The organism is Amycolatopsis sp. NPDC051372, assembly GCF_040682095.1.
Lineage (GTDB): Bacteria > Actinomycetota > Actinomycetes > Mycobacteriales > Pseudonocardiaceae > Amycolatopsis.
Genome location: NZ_JBFBAF010000001.1, coordinates 388981 through 410728 on the forward strand (window position 1 = coordinate 388981; position 21748 = coordinate 410728).

Here is a 21748-nt window from a genome sequence, read left to right on the forward strand (position 1 = left end):
CGTCCCCAGACCCCGTCTATCGGGCGGCGGCAGCAGAAACGGACAAAGACCCGCGCGAGCCACCGGTTGTCCACAACTCGCCACGCCCTGTGGATACCAGAGAAACGAGCCACAACATTCGGCCAAAAACGAATCAGTTCCGGCAAGGCGGCTCCCCAGCAAGGCTCCGAAGCATGTTCACCACCACGTATTGGCGCTGGTCAGCAGGGGTGCAGTTGGCGCGGTTGCCCGGGGGGATGGCGCCGCTCGCGTTCACGACGGTGGCGGCCGCGGTGACCGGGTCGTATCGGCTCGGGGGTGTGTTGATGGCGGTGTTCGTCGTGGCCGAGATGGCGGGGGCGGTGCCGGTGGGGAGGTTGCTGGATCGGGTGGGGACGGCGCGCGGCCTCAGGACGCTGCTCGCGGCGGTCGCGGTGGGGCTGGCCGCAGTGGCGACGGCGGCCGAGGCCAGGGTGAACGAAGCAACGCTGATCGCGCTCGTCGTCCTGCCGGGATTGGCAGGAGGTGGGGTCGCGGGTGGGTTCAGGGCGTTGCTGGCGGCGGTCGTCGACGAACGCCAGCTCACCGAGGCCGTCGCCGTCGACGCGATGATTCTCGACGGGGTGTTGGTGGCCGGGCCGGTGCTGGTGGCTGTGGCGAGTGTGAGTGGTCCGTTCGTGCCGTTGTTCACGATGGCGGGTGCGGCAGCCGCCGCAGCGTGTTTGGTGCCCCGGAGGGTCGCCAAACCAGGGACCAAAAAAGGAACCAAGCTGCCCCTCAACGCCTGCCTGCCCTGGCTCGGGTGTCAGTTCACCGTCGGGCTGTTGCTGTCGACGATCGAAGTCGCGCCGCTGCCCCTGGTCGAGCGACTCAACGCACCGCCCGCGGCGGCGCCGGGAGTCGTCGCCCTGCTGTGCGGTGCGAGCATCGCCGGCAGCGCGGTCTACGCGTGGCGCGGCCGTGATCGGGGGCCGGGGCTGTTCCTCGCCGGCTTCGTGGCCGGCGGGACGCTCGTCGCGGCCAACCTCGGCTGGGCGGGCTTGATCGCCGGAGTCGTGCTCATCGGCGGCGCGACCGGACCGCTCGTGACGATCGCGTCCGTCAACATGCAACGTCTGCTGCCGGAGAACCGCAGGTCGGAAGGGTTCTCGGTGTCGTTCACGGTGCAGTCGTGCGGGTTCGGGCTCGGGTCGCTGGCCGTGGGGGTGCTGCCGTTGTGGCTGGCGCCGCTGCTGGGCGTCGCGGCCGCGGTCTCGATCGGGTGGTTTCGACGACCCTTTCCCCGCGGTGCCCGCCGGTGCGATGCTGACGGGAGCGTCGGGCGACTATTGGCACTGCGTCAGCAACCTCGTAGCCTGAACCACAACGCCGAAGAGCAGGGGAGACGCCGATGACCGCCGTCCAGCCGAAGCCGACCTCGGTCGGTGAGACCTTCGATTCGCTCAGCCCGGCGACCGACGAGGTCGTGGGCACGTACCCGGTGCACACCGCCGAAGACGTGCGCGCGGCGGTCGAGCGGGCGCGCGTGGCGGCGGAGTGGTGGGACGGGCTGGGCTTCGCGGGGCGCGCCGACCGGTTGCGGCAGTGGAAGGGCGTGATCACGCGCCGGCTGCCGCAGCTGTGCCAGGTCGTGCGCGATGAGACGGGCAAGCCCATCGCCGACGCCCAGCTCGAGTCCGTGCTCGCCATCGAGCACATCGCGTGGGCCTCGAAGCACGCGCGCAAGTACCTCGGCCGTCATCGCCGCTCGGCGGGGCTGCTCATGTCGAACCAGGCGGCGACGGTGGAGTACCGGCCCCTCGGCGTCGTCGGCGTGATCGGCCCGTGGAACTACCCCGTGTACACGCCGCTCGGCTCGGTCACCTACGCGCTCGCCGCCGGCAACGCCGTGGTCTTCAAGCCCAGCGAGTACACCCCAGGCGTCGGCAAGTGGCTGGTCGACGCGTTCGCCGAGGTCGTGCCGGAGCAGCCGGTGCTGCAGCTGATCACCGGATTCGGCGAGACCGGTGGCGCGCTCGTGACGTCGGGTGTGGACAAGATCGCGTTCACCGGCTCGACGGCCACCGGCAAGAAGATCATGGCCGCGGCGGCCAATACGCTCACGCCGGTCGTGATCGAGGCCGGCGGCAAGGACCCCGTGCTCGTGGACGCCGACGCCAACCTCGACGCAGCCGCCGACGCCACCGTCTGGGGCGCCTTCTCCAACTCCGGCCAGACCTGCATCGGCGTCGAGCGGGTGTACGTCCACGAGCGCGTGCACGACGAATTCGTCGCCAAGGTCGTGGAGAAGTCGCAGAACGTGCGCGCCGGCTCCGACGAGGACGCCCAGTACGGTCCCGTCACCATGCCCTCGCAGCTGGCCGTGATCCGCCGCCACATCGCCGACGCCCTCGAACGCGGCGGCCGCGCGGTGCTCGGGGGTGTGGACAGCGTCGGCGATCGTTATGCCCAACCCACCATTCTCGTCGACGTGCCGGAAGACTCCGAAGCCGTGCGTGAGGAAACGTTCGGCCCGACAGTCACCATCGCCAAGGTCCGCGACATGGACGAGGCTGTGGACAAAGCCAACGCCACCACGTACGGCCTCGGTTCCACCGTGTTCTCGAAGTCCCGTGGCGTCGAGCTCGCTGCGCGGCTGCGCACCGGCATGACGTCGATCAACGCGCCGCTCTCGTTCGCCGGCATCGCGTCGCTGCCCTTCGGCGGCGTCGGCGACTCGGGCTTCGGCCGCATCCACGGGCCGGAGGGCCTGCGCGAGTTCGCCCGGACCAAGGCCGTCGCGCGGCAGCGCTTCACCGCGCCGATCACCCTGACTTCCTTCAGCCGCAAGGAATCGACCGACGCGCTGGTCGCCAAGCTCATCACGGTCATGCACGGCAAGCGCTAGGGTCTGGACCGCGACCCCGGAACGCCGGGGTGCGGTCCTCCCGAGCCCAGAAAGAGCCCGAATGACGCGTTACGGCGATTTCCAGAACGAGATCTACTTCGCCGGGCTCACCGGCCGCGTCCCGACCATGCCGATGGTCTACGCCGACCTCGAAGCCCGTGCTGCGCAGGCACTTCCGCCTTCGGTTTTGTCCTATGTGGCCGGTGGTGCCGGCGACGAGGCGACTCAGCGAGGCAACGCCGAAGCGTTCGGTCGCTGGGGCCTGATGCCGCGAATGTTCGTCGGGGCCAAGGACCGCGACCTGTCGGTGGACCTGTTCGGGCTGAAGCTGGCGTCGCCGTTGTTCATGGCGCCGGTGGGCGTTGTCGGCATCTGCACACAGGACGGCCACGGCGACCTCGCCACCGCTCGCGCCGCCGCGCGGACGGGCGTGCCGATGGTCGCGTCGACGCTCTCGGCCGACCCGATGGACGAGGTCGCGGGCGAGTTCGGGGAGACGCCCGGGTTCTTCCAGCTCTACACGCCGACTGACCGCGACCTGGCCGCGTCTTTGGTGCAGCGCGCCGAGACGGCGGGGTTCAAGGGGATCGTGGTCACGCTCGACACGTGGGTCACGGGGTGGCGTCCACGCGACCTGAGCACGTCGAACTTCCCGCAGTTGCGCGGTCATTGTCTCGCGAACTACTTCACCGATCCCGTGTTCCGGCGGCTCCTCGGCAAGGCGCCCGAGGAGGACCCGATGGCAGCCGTCGGGCTGTGGGCCCAGCTGTTCGGCAACCCGCTGACCTGGGACGACCTGCCTTGGCTGCGCTCGCTGACGTCGCTGCCGCTGCTCGTGAAGGGCATCCAGCACCCGGACGACGCCTTGCGCGCCATCGACGGCGGCGTCGACGGGATCTACTGCTCCAACCACGGCGGGCGCCAGGCGAACGGTGGGCTCCCGGCGCTCGACTGCCTCGCCGGCGTGGTCGACGCTTCCGGTGACACGCCGGTGCTGTTCGACTCCGGGGTCCGCTCGGGCGCGGACGTCATCAAGGCCCTGGCGCTGGGCGCGCGGGCAGTGGGGGTCGGCCGGCCCTACGTCTGGGGCCTCGCACTGGGCGGCGTCGACGGCGCCGTCCACGTCCTCCGCAGCCTCCTCGCCGAAGCCGACCTGATCATGGCGGTCGACGGCTACCCGACGCTCGCCGACCTCACGCGCGACAGCCTGCGGAAGGTTGGTTAGGTCGGGCCTAACAGGCCTGGCTGTGGACAGCTTGGCTAGGTCGGACCCAGCTGGGGACAACTGACTAGGTCGGACCCGGCTGGGGATAACTGGCGAGGTCGGACTCAGCTCAGGACAACTGGCTGGGTCGGACCGAGCTGAGGACAACTGCTTGGGTTAGGCCTAAGGCAGGTACTTAGGTCGAACCCAACCGTGTGGCTAGGCGCCAGGGATCGACTCAATTGGGGAGAAGTCCATGGGCTGACCCCAGGTGTGGATAAGCGGGTGGGTCCGACCCAGACTGTGGGTAGGCGGCTGGGTTCGACCTAGGTTTGGCTGGTTGGGACGGACCTACCTGTGGGTGGTCTCGTCAGGTCTGACCCACCAGGGGACAACTGGTTAGGTTTGACCCAATCGGGACCACTGGCTAGGTCCGACCTAACTGGGGTCGCTGGCGAGGTAGACCCGGCCGGGGATAACCGGCGAGGGCGGACCCGGCCGGGGATAACTGGCGAGGTCGGACCAGGCTGGGGGCAACCGGTGAGGCGAGGTCCGACCCAATCGTGGACAACTGCCTAGGTCCGACCTAGCTGCGCGCAAACTGGGGACAGCTCCTTGGGTCCGACCTAAACCGGGGTCCGACCTAAGCCGACCGACCTCGAATCAAGTCGGCAGCTTTCTCCGCCACCATGATCGTCGGAGCGTTCGTGTTGCCGCGCGGCACCACCGGCATCACCGAGGCGTCGACGACGCGCAGGCCTTCCACCCCGCGCACCTTCAGCGAAGGGTCGACCACCGCGCGCTCGTCCGAGCCCATCGCGCATGTGCCCACCGGGTGGTAGAGCGTCTGGGTGTTCTCGCGGATGTGGTCGGTGAGGGCGTCGTCGGAGAGGTCGTGGGTCGTGGGCAGGAAGGGCTTGTCCAGGAACCGTGCGAGCGGCCCCGACTTGCCGATGTCGATCAGTGACCGCAGCGCCGTCTTCATGATGTCCAGGTCGATCGGTTCCGCGTAGTAAGCCGGGTCGATTTCCGGCTTCCACAGGGGATTCGCCGACTTCAGCCGCAATCGGCCGCGGCTGGCGACGTCGACCAAGGTCGCCGCCGAGGTGAAGCCCGGGACGGTGGGCTCGCGGAAACCGTTGTCGTAGAACAACGTTGGCGCGACGTGGATTTGCATGTCGGGAGCGGCGAGACCGTCGCGGGTCGGGAAGAACGCCCCGGCCTCGCCGATGTTCGACGCGAGCGGCCCGCGCCGCGTCAGCTGCCAGCGGACGAGGCCCGCCGGCGTGGCCGCGTCGACGAGGTCGGTGGTGCCCTTGGTCGACCAGATGATCCCGGCCGCCGGGTGGTCGTGCAGGTTCGAACCGACGCCCGCCAGCCCGGCGACGACGTCGATCCCCAGCTCACGCAGGTGCTCCGCCGGCCCGATGCCGGACAGCATCAGCAGCTGCGGCGAGTTCACCGCGCCCCCCGACAGCAGCACCTCCGCGTCGGCGCGTGCCGTGACCTCGACGCCCTTGTGCAGGTAGGTCACGCCCACCGCGCGCGTGCCCTCGAACACGACCCGCGTGGCCTGCGCGTGGGTGTGGACAGTCAGGTTCGGCCGGGTCAACGCGGGCCGCAGGTACGCGTCGGCGGTGGACCAGCGTCGCCCGCGCTTGCAGGTGACCTGGTAGACGCCGGCGCCTTCCTGGGTCTCGCCGTTGAAGTCGTCGGTGCGCTTCAAACCCCAGGCCACGGCGCTGTCGACCCACGCGCTCGAGAGCTCGTGGGTGAAGCGGCGGTCTTCGACCTGCAGCGGGCCGTCGGTGCCGTGCAGCGCTCCGCCGAGGCGCTGGTTGCCCTCGGCGCGCTTGAAGTACGGCAGCACGTCGTCCCAGCCCCAGCCGGTGGCGCCGTGGGAATCGCGCCAGCCGTCGTAGTCGGCGCGGTTGCCGCGGATGTAGATCATGGCGTTGATCGACGAGCTGCCGCCGAGCATCTTGCCGCGTGGCCAGTAGGCCGGCTTGCCGGTGTGCTTTTGCTCGACGGTCTCGTAGTTCCAGTCCCAGCGCGTCTTGAACAGCGACGCGAACGCGGCCGGGATGTGGATCTCGTCGGCGGTGTCCTCGCCTCCGGCCTCGAGCAGCAGCACCCGAGCGGCCGGGTCCTCGCTCAGCCGGGCCGCCAGCACACAGCCCGCGCTGCCCGCGCCGACGATGACGTAGTTGAACGAGTCCTGACCGGCCACGATGCCTCCAGCTGCTCATGTTGGCGTGCTGTCAACGACTCATCATGGCCCAGCACGCGGGCCGGGGAAAGGCCCCGTGAGCAGCATCCTCTCCCCGCGCGGCGCGGGCCAGTTGTGACCTGCGCTTCTGTGCGCGGCACCGGACGGGCGCCGGGCGCCACGGGTCAAGTACGCTCGGCCCGTACCCCACGACCTGCGTGAATAAGGAGCAGCCTGCCGTGGCCCGAGTCGTCGTCGACGTCATGCCGAAGCCCGAAATCCTCGACCCGCAGGGCCAGGCGGTGGCCCGCGCGCTGCCGCGTCTGGGCTTCACCGGCGTCACGGAAGTGCGCCAGGGCAAGCACTTCGAGCTCGAAGTCGACGACACCGTCGACGACGAGACGCTCGCCAAGATCGCCGAGGGCTTCCTCGCGAACCCCGTGATCGAGCAGTGGACCATCCGCCGGGTGGACGCGTGAGCGCGCGCATCGGCGTCATCACCTTCCCCGGCACGCTCGACGACGGCGACGCCGCCCGCGCGGTTCGCTACGCCGACGCCGAGGCCGTGCCCCTGTGGCACGCCGACGCCGACCTGCGCGGCGTCGACGGCGTGGTCGTCCCCGGCGGCTTCTCCTACGGCGATTACCTGCGCGCCGGCGTGATCGCCCGCTTCGCGCCGGTGATGACGTCGGTCATCGACGCCGCCCGCAAGGGCATGCCGGTCCTCGGCATCTGCAACGGCTTCCAGATCCTCTGCGAAGCCGGCCTGCTGCCCGGCGCGATGATCCGCAACGTCGGCCTGCACTTCGTGTGCCGCGACCAGTGGCTGCGCGTCGACGACAACACCACGGCGTGGACCAGCCGCTACGACAAGGGCGCGGAAATCCTCATCCCGCTCAAGAACAACGACGGCTGCTACATGGCCGACCAGTCCACTTTGGACATGCTGGAGGGTGAGGGCCGCGTCGCGTTCCGCTACGTGGACGGCAACCCCAACGGCTCCCGCAACGACATCGCGGGCGTCCGCAGCGAAAACGGCCGCGTCGTCGGCCTCATGCCCCACCCGGAACACGCGATCGACGCGCTGACCGGGCCGTCGGACGACGGGCTCGGCATGTTCCTGAGCGCGGTCGACGCGTTCGCGAAGGCCTGATTCACCGGCCGAACGTGCGGGCGAACGCGGCGTAGGCCGGTTCGCCCGCACGCCGGTCCAGCACGGCGAAGGTGACGTGCTCGAAGTGCGGCCGGGCGTCGAGAGCCTTCCGGAACGCGCTCGCCACCACCGCCGGATCGTTCTCGAACATCCCGCAACCCCACGCACCCAGCACGAGCTTGCGGTGCCCGTGGCTCGCGGCGATCTCCACGACGCGCTCGGCCCGCCGTTTCGGGACGGCCGGCACGGAGGCTTCGTGCTCCGGCTGGTTGCGCTTGATCGCGCCCAGGTTGGGGGCGGCCGCGGTCAGGAACGCGACGGTGGTCGCCTCGGGCAGCAGGGCACCGTGGTCGCCGCGGAACACCGGCACGCCCGGCGAGTGGATGACGCGGTCGCCGTAGCAGAGGTCGCTGTTCGCGCGGTGGTACTCGTAGAACTCCCGCGCTTCGAGCAGGCACGCATAGAGCGCCGAGCTGCGGGCGATCGCCTCTTCTTGCGCTTGGGCACCGTTGAGGAAGCCGCCCTCGTGGGCGAAGACGATCGTGGTGTCCATGATCTCGAGGGCGGCGTACTCGTCGAGCGTCGCCTCCGACGGGCTCGCGGACGAGGTGATCGGCAGCGGTCTCTGCCACAGCAGGTTGCCCGTGCCGGCGTCGAGCAGCGCCGCGCTCGAGCACAGGTCGCCGAAGCCGACGGCGATGTGGTTGTCGGCCACGACGCTGCCCGCGCCGCAGAAGTGCTCTGACGGAGGCGCCGCCTGCCACCGCTGGGTGCCGTCTGCGAGGGCATACGCCACGGCGTTCTGATCGTTGACGACGACCAGCGACTCGCCGACCACCCATGAGTCGATTCCCAGGTTGTACTGGGGAACCTGCTGCGTGCCGACGCACCAGGGCCCGGCCGCGGCCGGTTGGGCGGCCGGCGGTGCGCCCGGCGAGACCGCGGGCGCGGGAGAACTGCGACCGACGATCACGATGGGCACGACCACGGCCGCCACCACGACGACGGCCAGGAACGCGCCTACGACAACGAAAAGAGTCCGATTACCACGAGAACGAGCGTTGCTCACTGTCAGTGCCCTCTCTGCCACTGCCAGTGTATCGACGAGGGCCGACAAAACCGTGAGCATCCTCGGTTGCGGTGACCCGGCGACGCGCCCGGCTACGTCGCCGCAGCCACCAGTCGTGCGTACGGGCCGTCGGCCGCCAGCAGTTCCGAGTGCGAGCCCAGCTCCGTGATCCGACCGCCCTCGACCACGGCGACGCGGTCGGCCGCGGCGGCCGTGTGGAGGCGGTGGGCGATGGCGATCACGGTGCGGCCCTCCAGCACGGCGTTCAGCGAACGCTCCAGCTCACGCGCGGAACCCGTGTCCAGCAACGAAGTCGCCTCGTCCAGCACCAGCGTGTGCGGGTCCGCCAGGACGACCCGCGCCAGAGCCAGCTGCTGAGCCAACGCCGCCGGGACCGCGTATGCGCCGGAGCCCAGCCGCGTGTCCAAGCCGTCCGGCAGGGAGGCGTACCAGTCTGCCGCACCTGCGGACGTCAACGCGGCCAGGAGTTCCGTGTCCGTCCAATCCCCGCCATCACGGCGTGCCGGCAGCGACAGGTTTTCCCGCAGCGAACCCGAGAACGTGTGGTGCTCCTGTGTCAGCAGCAGCACCTCGCCGCGCAGCAAATCCTCCGCCAGCGAAGAAACCTCCGTGCCACCAACGCGGATCGAGCCGGACGTCGGCGCCGAGATGCCCGCGAGCAGCCGGCCCAGCGTCGACTTGCCGGCGCCCGAAGGTCCGACGATCGCCAACCGCTCGCCCCGCGGCACCGACAAGTCGATCCCGTGCAGCACCTCGCGATCGGCCGTGTACCCGAAGTGGACGTCGCGCACCTCGATGTCGCGCCCGGCCGGCACCGTGGTCACCTCAGAACGCGCCGGAGCGGGCTGCACACCCAGGATCCGGCGCGCCGCGGCCAGCGCCACCTGCAGGTCCTCCATCCAGAACAGCGCCTCGTTCAACGGCGCCGTCATGGCCTGCGCGTAGGCCAGCATCGTGGTGATCGTGCCGAGCTGGGCCCAGCCCTGCGAGTACGCGAAGAACCCGAGGCCCAGCAACGCGGCGATCGGCAGCACGTAGCTGATCTCCAGCGAAGGCAGCCACCGCAGCTGCAGCGCGCGCATCCGGCGTTCGCCGAGCACGGCCTCGTCCAGGGCGTCACGGCCGAGGCGGATGCGGCGGTCGGTGAGGCTCAGGGCCTCGGTCGTCCGCGCGCCCTCCACGGTCTCGTGCGTGGCCGACTGCAGGTCACCCCAGCGGTCAAGCATCCAGGCCATCAGCTTGGGGATCCGGCGCTGGTACCAGATGTTCACGGGCACCAGCAGCGGTAGCGCCACGAGCAGGGCCAGCGCCAGCAGCGGCGACGTGATGATCATCGCGACCGTGGTCAGCAGCACCGTCACCACCGCGATCAGGATCTCCGGCGCCGCGAAGCGCACGGCATGGTCGAGGCGGCTGATGTCGCTCGTCGCGCGGCTGAGCAGGTCGCCGGTGCCGGCGGCCTCGACCGTGCCGAGCGGCAGGCTCAGCGAGTTGGCCACGAACCGTTCGCGCGTCTGCGCCAGCACTCGCTCGCCGAACATCCGGCCACGCAGGCGCGCGGCCTTCTTCGCCCAGGCCTGCAGCAGCAGCGCCACCACGAAACCCGTGGCCAGCAGGTCGACGCGCACCGTGCTGCCGCCGTCGACGACGCCCTGCACGAGCAGGCCGAGCAGCTGCGGCCCGGCCAGCCCGATCAGCGTCGCGAGGCAGAACAGCCCGAGCATCACCGAGAACTCGCGCCGGTGCTCGGCGGCCGTGCGCGCCGCCCAGCGCCGCACGTCGCGACCCGACGCGAGGGGGAGCCGTTTCACACCGTCACCGCTTTTCCGCTCACGACCTCGTCCGCCACGTGAGTCCACAGTGGACTCTGACTGAACACCACGGTCGTCTTCCCGCGCCGCAGGTCCGCGACGCGCTGGGTGATCCTGGCCTCCGTGTGCGCGTCGACGGCCGAGGTCGGCTCGTCGAGCAGCAGCACGTCGGCGTCCGTCGCGAGCGCCCGCGCCAGGCTCAGCCGTTGCCGCTGGCCGCCCGACACCTCGCGCCCCCGCTCGCCGATCAGCTCGTCGACACCCCGGGGCAGCGCCTCGATGATGTCGTCGGCGTCGGCCGCGTACAGAGCCGCTTCCACGCTCACGTCACTCGGCAGCGCGGAACTCAGCTGTTCGCGCAGCACGCCCGAGAACCACAGGTCCTGGTTGTGCGCGTACACCACCCGCGCCCGCAGCTCCGCCAACGCGACCTGGTCCACGGGCACGCCGCCGACCAGCACGGGCTCGGCCGCGTCCGTGAATCGCGCCAGGCGGTCGGCCAGCGTCTCCGCGTCGGCCCCGAGATCGACGACGGTGAGCTTGCCCGCCGCGAGGCAGATGCCGGTCTCGGTGTCCACCAAATCGAGCGGCCCGGCGGCCAGCGGCACCGGCGACGCCGGCTCGGCCAGCCGAGGCCGCAGCGACAGCAGGGCGCAGATCTTGCGTGCCGACACGAGCCCGGAGCTGACCGCGCTCACGGCCTCCGTCGCCGTGTCCACGGGCACGACCAGGAACGCCGAGACCCCGTAGAACGCCACCAGCTCGCCCACGCCGATCGTGCCGTCGAGCGCGAGCCGCGCGCCCAGCCACGTGATCGCCACGGTGACCAGGCCCGGCAGCACGATCGCCGCCGCGGCCAGCCACGCCTCCGCGCGCCCGACCTCCACGCCCGAGCGGCGCACCAGCTGGCTCGCGTCGTGGAACCGCTTCAGGAACCGCCGCTCGCCACCGACCCCACGCAGGATCCGCAGGCCGGACACGATGTCGGCGCCTAGTGCGTTGACGTCGCTGAGGTTCTCGCGCTGCACCGTCTTGCGCTTCTGCAACGGCTTGAGCAGCGGCCCGATCCCGAGCACGGCCAGCGGCACGCCGACCAGCGCGACGACGCCCAGCAGCGGCGACGAGCCCAGCATCGCGATACCGATCACCACGAACGCCACCACGGAACCCACGGTCCGGCCGATCACCTCGTAGGTGTTGCCGATCCAGTTGATGTCCGACGAAGTCACCGCCACGACGTTGCCGGTCGTCGTCGCCTCGCGCAGGGTCGCGCCCAGGCGCGTGGTGTGCGTGGTGACCAAGCGCTGCGTGGTGCTCGCGCCGTGGAGCCACATGCCGTACGACGTGAAGTGCAGCCACGTGCCGAAGCCCGCCTGGAACACGCCCAGCCCGGCCGCCACCAGCGCCCAGCGCCAGATCGCGCCGGTGTCGCCCGCCGCGATCGCGTCGATGCCGCGGCCGATCACCAGCGGCAGCAGCGCGCTGGGCAGCGACCAGAAGGCGCCCGTGAACGCGGCCGTCACCACCAGCCACGGGCGCGAACGCAGCACCGCGAGCAGGTAGCGGCCGGCCGTCGGCCGTGCGGGCAGCCGTGGTGAGGCGAAGGGATATGTGGCGGAGAGCACGATTGTCGACGGTAAGCCGGTCAACTGGGCCTGCGCGACTGATTTATCTTCTGGCGAACGGCGGATGGCCGAGGGATGCCACTGAGGGTGTGACCCGGCCGACACGTAGTCTTGAAGGTGTGGCGAACCCTGACACGGACCCTGGATCAAACACTGTGACCAGCAGCTCTGTCATGAATACTGACACCACCGCGCGGGCCGCGGAGACCCCCGACACCACGCAGCCGTACATCGAACTCGGCCTGGCCGAAGACGAGTACGCGCGCATCCGCGAGATCCTCGGCCGCCGTCCCACCGACGCCGAGCTGGCGATGTACTCGGTCATGTGGAGCGAGCACTGCTCGTACAAGTCCTCGAAGAAGCATCTGCGCTACTTCGGCGAGACGGCCACCGACGAGATGAAGGCCAAGATGCTCGCGGGCATCGGCGAGAACGCCGGCGTGGTCGACATCGGCGACGGCTGGGCGGTCACCTTCAAGGTCGAAAGCCACAACCACCCGTCCTATGTGGAGCCTTACCAGGGCGCCGCGACGGGTGTCGGCGGCATCGTGCGCGACATCATGGCCATGGGCGCGCGCCCGCTCGCGGTGGCCGACGCGCTGCGCTTCGGCCCGGCCGACGCCCCCGACACCAAGCGCGTGCTGCCCGGGGTGGTCGCCGGCGTCGGCGGTTACGGCAACTGCCTCGGCCTGCCGAACATCGGCGGCGAGCTGGTGTTCGACCCGTCCTACAGTGGCAACCCGCTGGTCAACGCCCTGTGTGTCGGCGCCATGCGCGTCGAGGACCTGCACCTCGCGTTCGCTTCCGGCACGGGCAACAAGATCATCCTGTTCGGCGCGCGCACCGGCCTCGACGGCATCGGCGGCGTGTCCGTGCTGGCGAGCGACACGTTCTCCGGCGACGAGACCGCGGCCGGCCGCCGCAAGCTGCCGAGCGTGCAGGTCGGCGACCCGTTCACCGAGAAGGTGCTCATCGAGTGCTGTCTCGACCTGTTCAAGGAGAAGCTCGTCGTCGGCATCCAGGACCTCGGCGGCGCCGGGCTGTCCTGCGCGACGTCGGAGCTCGCGGCCGCGGGTGACGGCGGCATGCACGTCTACCTCGACCGCGTCCCCCTGCGCGCCACCGGCATGACGCCGGCGGAGGTGCTCTCGAGCGAATCGCAGGAACGCATGTGCGCGGTCGTCTCGCCGGAGAACGTCGAGGCGTTCATGGCCGTGTGCGCCAAGTGGGACGTGATCGCCACCGACATCGGTGAGGTCACCGACGGCGACAACCTCGTGATCACCTGGCACGACGAGGTCGTGGTCGACGTCCCGGCCCACACCGTCGCGCACCAGGGCCCGGTCTACGACCGCCCGATCCAGCGCCCGGCGAGCCAGGACGAACTGATCGCCGACACGTCGGCTTCGCTCAAGCGCCCGTCGACCCCCGAAGAGCTGCGGGCCGACCTGCTCAAGCTCATCGCGTCGCCGAACCAGGCGTCGAAGGAATGGGTCACGGCGCAGTACGACCGCTACGTGCGCGGCAACTCCGTGCTCGCGCAGCCGTCGGACTCCGGCATGATCCGCATCGACGAGGAGAGCGGCCGCGGCGTGTCGGTGTCCACCGACTGCAACGCGAAGTTCGTCTACCTCGACCCGTACCGCGGCGCGCAGCTCGCGCTCGCCGAGGCGTACCGCAACGTCGCCACCGGCGGTGCGACACCGGTCGCGGTGTCAGACTGCCTGAACTTCGGCGCTCCGACCGATCCGGCTGTGATGTGGCAGTTCGAGCAGGCCGTGCACGGTCTGGCCGACGCGTGCGTCGAGCTGGGCATCCCGGTCACCGGCGGCAACGTGAGCTTCTTCAACCAGACCGGCGACACGGCCATCCTGCCGACGCCGGTGATCGCCGTGCTCGGCGTGATCGACGACGTCACCCGCCGCATCCCCACCGGCATCGGCGCGGAAGCCGGCGAGACGCTGCTGCTGCTCGGCGACACCCATGACGAGCTCGACGGCTCCGCCTGGGCCCGCGAGCTCCACGGCCACCTCGGCGGCGTGCCCCCGCGCGTGGACCTGGCCCGCGAGAAGCTCCTGGGCGAGATCCTCGTGGCCGGTTCGCGCGACGGCATGATCTCCGCCGCCCACGACCTCGCCGACGGTGGCCTGGCGCAGGCCCTCGTCGAGACTGTCCTCATCGGACAGTGCGGCGCGCGGGTGTTCCTCGACCGCGACCAGGACCCGTTCGTGCAGCTGTTCTCCGAGTCCTCGGGCCGCGTGCTCGTGGCGGTGCCGCGCACGGAGGAGCTGCGGTTCACGGAGATGTGCACCGCGCGCGGGCTGCCGTGGCGCAAGACCGGCGTCGTCGACCCGGACTCGCGCGCGCTCGAGCTGCAGGACATCACGGAGTTCTCGCTCGATGAGCTGCGCGAGACCTGGGAGAAGACGCTGCCGGCGTTGTTCGACTGAAGTTCTTGATCGCGGAGAGGGCCGCTTCCCGGACACCGGGGAGCGGCCCTTTGCTTGAGCCCTGTCCCGCTTGTCAGTGACTGACAGATTTGTCTCGGCTAGACTCGGCCGCATGGTCGGTGAAGGGTTGCGCGAGGTCACGCGCAGGGCGGTCACCGCGGAGATCGCCGCGAATGCGATGGATCTGTTCACCGAGCAGGGCTTCGAGGGCACGACCGTGGACCAGATCGCGGCCGCCGTGGGGGTTTCGACGCGCACCGTCTTCCGGTACTTCGCCGGCAAGGAGGACATGGTCGTCGGCAACCTGATGGAGCTCGGGCACGAGCTGGCCGCGGCTCTCGAAGCGCGGCCCGCCGATGAGGCGCCGTGGGCGGCGTTGCGCGCGGCGCTGCAGGTGTGCGTGGAGTCGCTGGAGGCCGCGGGGCTGCCTCGCGCGACGATCCTGGCCGAGACGCCCGCGCTGCGCACGGCGTTGCTGCGCAAGCACTTGCAGTGGCAGGAAGTGCTCGCGCCGGTGCTGGCCAAGCGGCTGGGTGGCGACGAGTTCGCGGCCCATGCGCTGGGCTCGGCCGCACTGTCCTGTTTGGACGTCGCGGGCTACGAGTGGACGCGCGTGGCGGGCAAGCAGCCGTTGGGGGACCTGCTCGACGCGGCGATCGAGGCGGTCAGCCCGCCGGCACGGTGAGCCGCGCGACGCCGTCGTCGAGTGGTTCGAGCAGCCAGCCGTCGGGGATCTGGTTGTCCTTTGTGGACGTCACCTTCGTGTTGTAGAGCGCCAGGTGCTCGGGCACGCGCGCGAAGCGCAGGTCGGCGTGGCCGCCGAACGAAGCCCGCCGCAGGTCCAGTGAGTCGTCGAACGTAACGTCGGTGAAGAGGGCGTCCTTGGTGAACACGGCGTCCTTGAACGCGGTGCGCCCGGCAAACGTCGTCTCCGTGAAGTCGGCGTTCTCGGTGAACACCGTGCCGCTGAACCACGCGTAGTCCAGGAACTTCGCGCCGCGACAGCGGAAGTTGCCGATCAGGCGGCCGTCGCCGGTGCCGGCGGCGGTGAAGTACGCCCGGTCCGTGATCAAGCAGCCGCTGAGGTTCGTGCTGCTGTGCAGCGACGCGTAGCGCAGCAGCAGCCGGCCGATCTTGCGGCGGGACAGATCGAGGTACTCCAGCACCGCACCGGTGAGGTCGAGGTCGTAGCTCGCAGCGTCCACTTCGGACGCCCACGGCAGCAGCTCGGCGACGAGCCGCTGCGCGGTCAGGCGGACCTGGAGCTCTCGCTCGACTTCGGGTCCGTCGCCGTGCTCGGGATTCTCGTACCGTGCGTGCTTGAACGGCCGCCGCAGGTAGGCGCACAGCACGTCGAGCACGGTCTGCGTGTACGTCGGCCGGCTGCGCGCCAAACCCGCCAACGCGTGCAACGCACCGACGCGCACCTGGTCGGCCTCGTGCCCGAGCAGCTCCACCGACTTGGCGAACCGCTCGTCGGACACGCGCTCACGGTCCTGTTCGGCCCGGCGCATCTCCAGGTCGTGGCGCTGCCGCTCGATCTCCTGGCGCGCCTCTTCGACGCGGCGGCGCCGGTCGTTGAGCCACAGCGCGTAGAGCGCCACGACGGCGCCGCCGGCCAGGCCGGCCGTTTTCAGGGCATCGCTGCGGCTGGTAGCGGGGTCGGTGAGCAGCCAGCCCCCGACCCCGCACAGCAGCAGCACGGACGCGACGAACGTCCAGAGCAGTGGGGACCGCACCGATCAGAAGGCGATGACGAAGAAGAAGCCGATGCACCAGTTGCCGCCGACGCTGGTGGCGATCACCGAGCCGTTGGCGTCCTTTCCGGACAGGCTGCCGTCGAGGTTGGCCGTGACGGTCGCGGTGCCGTCGTAGCTCTCGACCTTGAGCTGCGGGGTGCCGGTGGTGGCCTCGTCGATGCTGTCCTTGGAGAACGCTTCGCTGCCCTGGCACGTCATCGCGGTGGCGCCCGCGCCGTCCTTGGCGTTGATCTTCGCGACGAACGCGTCCACGGCCTGCTTGCCCTCGGCCGGCGCGTTGCCGCCACCACCGGTACCGGGGAGGTCGCTCTCGTCGGTCGGCAGGCCCGGCTCCGACGGTTCGCCGGTGGGCAGCTGCGGCCGCGACGACTGCGCGGGCGGCGGCACCGGGTTCTGCGTCTGCGCCGTGGAGCCCGAGTCCTTGCTCAGGAAGAAGCCGGGCGCGACGAATCCGGTGATGCCCAGCGCCACCACGACCACCACGGCCACGGCGATGCCGATCCACAGCCCGGTCTTGTTGTTCCTCGGCGGCTGGGGACCACCGCCGTACCCGCCGCCGTACGGCTGGTTCGGGTCCCAGCCCTGCTGCGGATACTGCTGGGTGCCCGGGTACTGCTGCTGGTACGGCTGGCCGTACGGCTGCTGCCCGGGGTACTGCTGCTGCGTGCTCGGGTCCCAGCCCTGCTGCTGGCCGCCCTGCTGCGCGTTGGGGTCCCACCCGGGCTGCTGGCCAGGCTGCTGCGCGTTCGGATCCCACCCCGGCTGCTGAGGAACCCCGCCCGTGCCGGGCTGCTGCCAGCCCTGGCCGTAGGGGTCCGGCTGGCCGCCTTGCCCTGGCTGCGGTGGGTAGGTCATCTCCGGTTCCGCCCTTCCTGGTGCACCGATTCGCGCCGTGGTCTGACGACCGGCGAGCGCCGGTGGTTCCTCCCCACGTGAGGTGCATTCTGCAAGGTCGGGAGCCACTGCACAAAAGACGTGACGAGAACGAAGCTCCCGGCCGCCCCGCAGGCAGGGGCGGCCGGGAGCCTCAGCCGGGAATCAGCGGTGAATCAGCTGTCACCCAGGAGCGGATCAGCCGTTGGCCAGAGCCTGGACCCGGTCGAGGGCACCGTTGAAAGTGTCCTGGTCGAGCGGGCTCGAGGTGTACTGCCAGACGGTGTAGTAACCCCAGCCGTTCGGCAGTGCGCCGGCCGACGACGCGTACCGCGCGACCCAGAGCGGCACCGTGGACGAGAAGTTCTGCGATGTGCCCACGCACTGGTTCCACCAGCTCGCCGAGGTGTAGATGACGGGCCAGCGGCCGGTCTTGGCGTGGTAGGTGTCGTGGAAGTCGCGGATCCACGCGCCCATCGAGGCCTGGCTCAGGCCGTAACACGTCGCGCCGTACGGGTTGTACTCCATGTCGAGCGCGCCCGGCAGGGTCTTGCCGTCCTTGGACCACCCGCCGCCGTGGGCGACGAAGTAGTTCGCCTGCGCCGCTCCGCTGGAGGTGTTCGGGGTGGCGAAGTGGTACGCACCGCGGATGAAGCCCTGGTTGTACGAACCGTTGTACTGCTGAGTGAAATACGGGTTGGTGTAGCTCGTGCTTTCCGTCGCCTTGGTCCAGACGAACCGTTTGCCCTGGTTCCACCAGCTCGCCCAGTTGACGTTGCCCTGGTAGCTGGCGACGTCCATGCCCGGCACGGTGGCCAGGACCTGGTTCGGGATGGCGGCCGCGGGCTGCGGCTGCTCGGCTTTGACTTTGGACGCCGGTGTTGAGGAATCGCCCTCCACTCGGCGGATTTGGGACCCCAGTTCGTGGTTGTGCGCCTGGATGTCGGCGTTTATCGCAGTGATCTCACTGGCCGATTGGTCCGGGTTGTAGGGAACGGCAATCGCCTGGGCCGTGGAGCCGAGCAGGAGCGCCACGGTGGGGATGGCCAGGACGGCGAGCAGGGTCGCCCGCCGTCCTCTTCGGGAAGTGGACATCGTTGAATCCCTTCACAGATACCCTCGCTGAGGGCGGCTATTGCAGGTAGCCGCCCGGGGGAGATTCTTGATGACGTCCCTCGGTTTGTCATCAAGATCCGTGAAGTTAAAAGTTCGCCTGGGTGATTTTCATCGGTTGATGACTACTAATTCCCAGCGTAGTAACGAATGTTCACCCGATTGCCAGATCGCGGAGGTTGGTGAGGGGACCGTTGAGCCAGTTCTGGTCTCCCGGCAGCGAACCCTTGTCCGCGAACTGCCAGATCGCCTGACTGTGCCAGCCGGCCGGCAGCTCGCCGATCTGCGTGTTGTAGCGCGCGAGCCACAGTGGATTCGCGCCGAGCGCCGGGCTGTTGCCGGTGCAGCGTTTCCACCAGCTCGTGGACGTGTAGATCGTGGGCAGGCGCCCGGTTCGTGCACGGTAAGTGTCCGAGAAGGACCGGATCCACGCGACCATGCCGGCGGGGTCCTTGCCGTAACAGGTCTCGCCGTAGGGGTTGTACTCCGCGTCGAGCGCGCCCGGCAGCGTTTTGCCGTCCGCGGACCAGCCGCCGCCGTGGGCGAGGAAGTAGTTGGCCTGCGTCGTGCCGTCGGACACGTCCGGGCGCGCGAAGTGGTACGAACCGCGGATGATCCCGGCTTGGTACGAACCGTTGTACTGCTGGGCGAACTGCGGGTTGACGAACCCCGTGCCCTCGGTGGCCTTCACGTAGACGAACTTCGCGCCGGCCTTCGCGGCAGCGGTCCAGTCCACCGCGCCCTGGTGGCCGCTCACGTCGTGACCGCGGACCTGGTCGCTCGCGGTGTATTCCACGTTCGGCGCGCCGGCGACGCCCTCGTACTTTTCGATCTGCGAGCCGGCGTAGTGGTCGTCGGCGCCTTCGTAGCTCGGCGCGGCTGTGGCCGGGGTGCACAGCGCGAGCCCGGAAACGACCGCGGCGCCCCACACGGTGGCACTCCGGCGCAGCAGCGGATTACGACGCTTCACCCTGGGCTCCCAACCGGACGCGTGTACTCCAACGAAGGCAAACGATGCCCGCAAGCCGCCGTTCCGGCGACTCGGTGATCACCTGATGGAGTGAGGACCGCAGGTCGGGGTGGGGTCGGGATCCGTGAGGGTGACGGGTCGCGGGTACGAAATAGCCCGCTGTCCACTCGGGACAGCGGGCTATTTCGAAACGTCTCAGCCGGAGTGGAGCTCAGCGCCGTTCTTCGGCCAGCGCCTTCAGCAGGTGCTCGGCCGGCACGACGGCGGTGATGCCGTCGTGCGGGTTGATGGCCACGGGGTGCCCGCCGAGCAAGCTGACGATGTCGCGTCCCAGCACGGCGCGTGCGTGCGGCCACTCGCGCGGCACGAGCGACTTGGCGGTGTAGGCGGGGACCATCACGCGGCCGTCGGTGTTGTGGAAGCCGATGACCGTGCGCTGCACGGGGGACATGGCGTAGACGAACAGCGTCGAGTCGAGGATGACCTTCGGCAGGTCTTCGGCCGGGCGGTGCTCAGTGCGCACGAGCTGCAGCAGCCGCTCCAGCTCCGTGCCGGGCTCGGGGTAGCCGAGCGCCTTCGGCGAGGGCCGGTAGCGGTCGTTGGGGTGGAAGTCCTCGACGACGTCGCCCGAGGCGTTCACCGGGTACGCGCCCACGACGGCCCACGACGGCACCGGGCCGCCCGGGTCGAAGGCCTCGTCGATGACGTAGAGCCAGCTGTTGGGGTTGGCGCGCGCGTTGGCCCGCATCTCGGGGGTGATTTCGGGTTTGCCCTGCGGTCCGCGCCGGCCGTGCCGCCCGGCGGTGGCGGGCTTTCCCTCCGGTTTGCCGCGGCGCGCCGCGGGGGTGGTCGGGGAAACCATCCGATCTGCCTCGTCCCGCTGCGCCATCGCCGTCCCTCGGTGCCGGGTGCTGAATGTTCGTCCGACGTCACTCTACTGTTGGGCCATGGCCTCTTCGCGTTCGGTCGATCCCGCTGAGTTACGGGCGGCGGTGCTGGCCGTTTCGGGCTGGTTGCGAGGTGACGGGCCGGATCCGGCGCGGCCCGAGCTGGCGGCCGCGGTGCGGCTGAGCCTCAAGGCGCTCGCCGCCGACGCGCCCGGGCGCAGCGTCGAAGTGCGCGTGCCGCCGTTCGCCGCCGTGCAGTGCGTCGAGGGTCCCCGCCACACCCGGGGAACGCCACCGAACGTGATCGAAACCGACCCCCGCACGTGGCTCGAGCTGGCGACGGGCCTTCTCGATTGGCCCAGCGCCCTCGACGCGGCGCGCGTGACGGCCTCGGGCTCGCGGGCCGACCTTTCACACTGGCTCCCCGTGGTCCGGCTCTGACCACCTGGGGGTCTTGACCGGTGATTACTCACCTGACTGTGTCGTCGGGGGCCGACTCTCCGTAGAATCGTGACGACAAACCCGACGCGTGCCGAGCCGTGCTATACGGGTTGGCTCTGTACGTGTACTTTGGGTAGTCGGGCTGGAATCCCCCAGGTAAACGAGCGGCGTACGGAAGGTCCCGGTCATGAACGCGGTGAACGCGTCCGGTGGCGAGCAGAGTCTCGGCCCGACTGCGCGCCGGATGATCCTCGGCTCGCAGCTGCGCAAGCTGCGTGAGGAAGCCGGGATCACGCGTCAGCAAGCGGGCTACAACATCCGTGGTTCCGAGTCCAAGATCTCCCGCCTCGAGCTCGGCCGCGTCGGTTTCAAGGAACGCGACGTCGCCGACCTGCTCACCATGTACGGCGTCGCGGACGACGAAGAGCGTCGCGCTTTCCTCGACATGGTCACGCAGTCGAACGAGGCCGGCTGGTGGCGCAAGTTCGGCGATACCGTGCCCGGCTGGTTCACCGACCTCGTCGGTCTGGAAGAAGCCGCGTCGCGCATCCAGATCTGGGAACCGCTGTTCGTCTCCGGCCTGCTGCAGATCGAGCCCTACGCGCGTGCGATCTTCAGCCACGGCCGCCCCGAGATGGCCGACGAGAAGGTCGACCAGCTCGTGGCCCTGCGCATGCGCCGCCAGAAGTTGCTGGCCAGGCCCGACGCGCCCCGCCTGTGGGCGGTCCTCGACGAGTCGGTGCTCTACCGGCCGATCGGCGGGCCGAAGGTGTTCAAGCAGCAGCTCGAGTACCTGCTCGAGGTCACCACGCTGCCGCACGTGTCGGTGCAGGTCCTCCCGTACTGCCGTAGCGGTCTGTCGGCCGAGCACGCCTTCACGCTGCTGCGCTTCGCCGAGTCGGAACTGCCGAACATCGCCTACGTCGAGTACCTCACGGGCGCCCACTACCTCGACAAGCGCGACGAGATCGAAAAGTACGGCCGCGCGCTCGACCTGCTGGCTGTCGACGCGGAGACGCCGGAGCGCAGCCGGGCTCGGTTGGCCAAGCGCCGCGCGGAGATCTGAGGTTCGCCGAGTTCGTGGTCTGCCTGAGCCGCTGAGGGGTCCTCAGCCGCGTCGCGAGGGTGCCGCGTCATGTCACTCTGCAGGGCGTCGAGGCGCCCACAGGGCGTCGAACCGGCGGTCACTGAAATTTCGGCGCTCACACGCCGTCGCGGCTGTTCACCCGCTGAGGTCGCCGGTGGGTCGAGCTTTCGCTCAGCGCCACTTTCCTGGCGTCAACAGCGACCCAGCGT

The 21748-nt window shown here is 69.8% G+C and carries 18 protein-coding genes; 9 read left to right on the top strand and 9 right to left on the bottom strand.

The window, feature by feature from the left end; genetic code table 11:
- Positions 1 to 173 precede the first annotated feature (173 nt).
- From AB0M56_RS01875 to AB0M56_RS01885, 3 genes are all read left to right on the top strand, one after another.
- Positions 174 to 1373: an MFS transporter gene (locus AB0M56_RS01875; protein ID WP_364169894.1), complete on the top strand. Its 1200-nt coding sequence runs from the start codon at positions 174 to 176 to the stop codon at positions 1371 to 1373.
- Positions 1370 to 2866: an aldehyde dehydrogenase family protein gene (locus AB0M56_RS01880; RefSeq protein WP_364169896.1), complete on the top strand. Its 1497-nt coding sequence runs from the start codon at positions 1370 to 1372 to the stop codon at positions 2864 to 2866. The genes AB0M56_RS01875 and AB0M56_RS01880 overlap by 4 nt, the downstream gene beginning before the upstream one ends.
- A 61-nt stretch (positions 2867 to 2927) precedes the next feature.
- Positions 2928 to 4091 (top strand): alpha-hydroxy-acid oxidizing protein, encoded by a 1164-nt coding sequence (locus tag AB0M56_RS01885; protein ID WP_364169899.1) that lies wholly within the window; start codon positions 2928 to 2930, stop codon positions 4089 to 4091.
- Between the two features lie 622 nt (positions 4092 to 4713).
- Here the strand turns inward: AB0M56_RS01885 and AB0M56_RS01890 are convergent.
- The gene (locus tag AB0M56_RS01890) at positions 4714 to 6300 is read right to left on the bottom strand and encodes a GMC family oxidoreductase N-terminal domain-containing protein (protein ID WP_364169902.1); all 1587 of its coding nucleotides are present in this window, start codon (positions 6298 to 6300) and stop codon (positions 4714 to 4716) included.
- Between the two features lie 218 nt (positions 6301 to 6518).
- On the opposite strand from AB0M56_RS01890, the gene purS reads away from it, so the two are divergent.
- Positions 6519 to 6758, top strand: coding sequence for a phosphoribosylformylglycinamidine synthase subunit PurS (gene purS / locus AB0M56_RS01895; protein ID WP_204092648.1), 240 nt, complete (start codon positions 6519 to 6521; stop codon positions 6756 to 6758).
- The gene (gene purQ, locus AB0M56_RS01900; protein WP_364169905.1) at positions 6755 to 7432 is read left to right on the top strand and encodes a phosphoribosylformylglycinamidine synthase subunit PurQ; all 678 of its coding nucleotides are present in this window, start codon (positions 6755 to 6757) and stop codon (positions 7430 to 7432) included. The genes purS and purQ overlap by 4 nt, the downstream gene beginning before the upstream one ends.
- A 1-nt stretch (position 7433) precedes the next feature.
- Here the strand turns inward: purQ and AB0M56_RS01905 are convergent, their stop codons facing one another.
- The 3 genes from AB0M56_RS01905 to AB0M56_RS01915 form a co-directional block, all read right to left on the bottom strand.
- Positions 7434 to 8420 (bottom strand): TIGR02452 family protein, encoded by a 987-nt coding sequence (locus AB0M56_RS01905; RefSeq protein WP_364169907.1) that lies wholly within the window; start codon positions 8418 to 8420, stop codon positions 7434 to 7436.
- Between the two features lie 173 nt (positions 8421 to 8593).
- Positions 8594 to 10333 carry an ABC transporter ATP-binding protein gene (locus tag AB0M56_RS01910; RefSeq protein WP_364169910.1) on the bottom strand — a complete coding sequence of 580 codons (1740 nt, stop codon included), beginning with the start codon at positions 10331 to 10333 and terminating at the stop codon, positions 8594 to 8596.
- On the bottom strand, positions 10330 to 11958 hold the full coding sequence (locus AB0M56_RS01915) for an ABC transporter ATP-binding protein (RefSeq protein ID WP_364169913.1): 1629 nt from the start codon (positions 11956 to 11958) through the stop codon (positions 10330 to 10332). Before AB0M56_RS01915 ends, AB0M56_RS01910 begins: the two co-directional genes overlap by 4 nt.
- A 173-nt stretch (positions 11959 to 12131) precedes the next feature.
- Here AB0M56_RS01915 and purL point away from each other — a divergent pair, with 173 nt between their 5' ends.
- Together purL and AB0M56_RS01925 are read left to right on the top strand one after the other, a co-directional pair.
- A complete protein-coding gene (purL, locus tag AB0M56_RS01920; RefSeq protein WP_364169916.1) occupies positions 12132 to 14408 on the top strand; it encodes a phosphoribosylformylglycinamidine synthase subunit PurL in 2277 nt (758 codons plus the stop codon).
- Positions 14409 to 14520: 112 nt separating this feature from the next.
- Positions 14521 to 15093 (top strand): TetR family transcriptional regulator, encoded by a 573-nt coding sequence (locus AB0M56_RS01925; protein ID WP_364169919.1) that lies wholly within the window; start codon positions 14521 to 14523, stop codon positions 15091 to 15093.
- Here AB0M56_RS01925 and AB0M56_RS01930 read toward each other — a convergent pair.
- The 5 genes from AB0M56_RS01930 to AB0M56_RS01950 form a co-directional block, all read right to left on the bottom strand.
- Entirely contained in the window at positions 15074 to 16147 is a 1074-nt protein-coding gene (locus AB0M56_RS01930; protein ID WP_364169922.1) for a pentapeptide repeat-containing protein, read from the bottom strand. The genes AB0M56_RS01925 and AB0M56_RS01930 overlap by 20 nt on opposite strands.
- A 3-nt stretch (positions 16148 to 16150) precedes the next feature.
- Entirely contained in the window at positions 16151 to 17023 is an 873-nt protein-coding gene (locus AB0M56_RS01935) for a hypothetical protein (protein WP_364169925.1), read from the bottom strand.
- 216 nt (positions 17024 to 17239) lie between these two features.
- Positions 17240 to 18136, bottom strand: coding sequence for a lysozyme (locus AB0M56_RS01940; RefSeq protein WP_364169928.1), 897 nt, complete (start codon positions 18134 to 18136; stop codon positions 17240 to 17242).
- Between the two features lie 172 nt (positions 18137 to 18308).
- Positions 18309 to 19124, bottom strand: coding sequence for a lysozyme (locus AB0M56_RS01945; RefSeq protein ID WP_364169931.1), 816 nt, complete (start codon positions 19122 to 19124; stop codon positions 18309 to 18311).
- Between the two features lie 211 nt (positions 19125 to 19335).
- Positions 19336 to 20013 (bottom strand): type VII secretion system-associated protein, encoded by a 678-nt coding sequence (locus tag AB0M56_RS01950; RefSeq protein WP_364169933.1) that lies wholly within the window; start codon positions 20011 to 20013, stop codon positions 19336 to 19338.
- A 58-nt stretch (positions 20014 to 20071) separates the two neighbouring features.
- Here AB0M56_RS01950 and AB0M56_RS01955 point away from each other — a divergent pair, with 58 nt between their 5' ends.
- Complete coding sequence (locus AB0M56_RS01955) at positions 20072 to 20452, top strand: sterol carrier family protein (RefSeq protein WP_220245083.1); 381 nt, start codon at positions 20072 to 20074, stop codon at positions 20450 to 20452.
- A gap of 187 nt (positions 20453 to 20639) precedes the next feature.
- Positions 20640 to 21518: a helix-turn-helix transcriptional regulator gene (locus AB0M56_RS01960; RefSeq protein WP_364169935.1), complete on the top strand. Its 879-nt coding sequence runs from the start codon at positions 20640 to 20642 to the stop codon at positions 21516 to 21518.
- Positions 21519 to 21748: the final 230 nt, after the last annotated feature.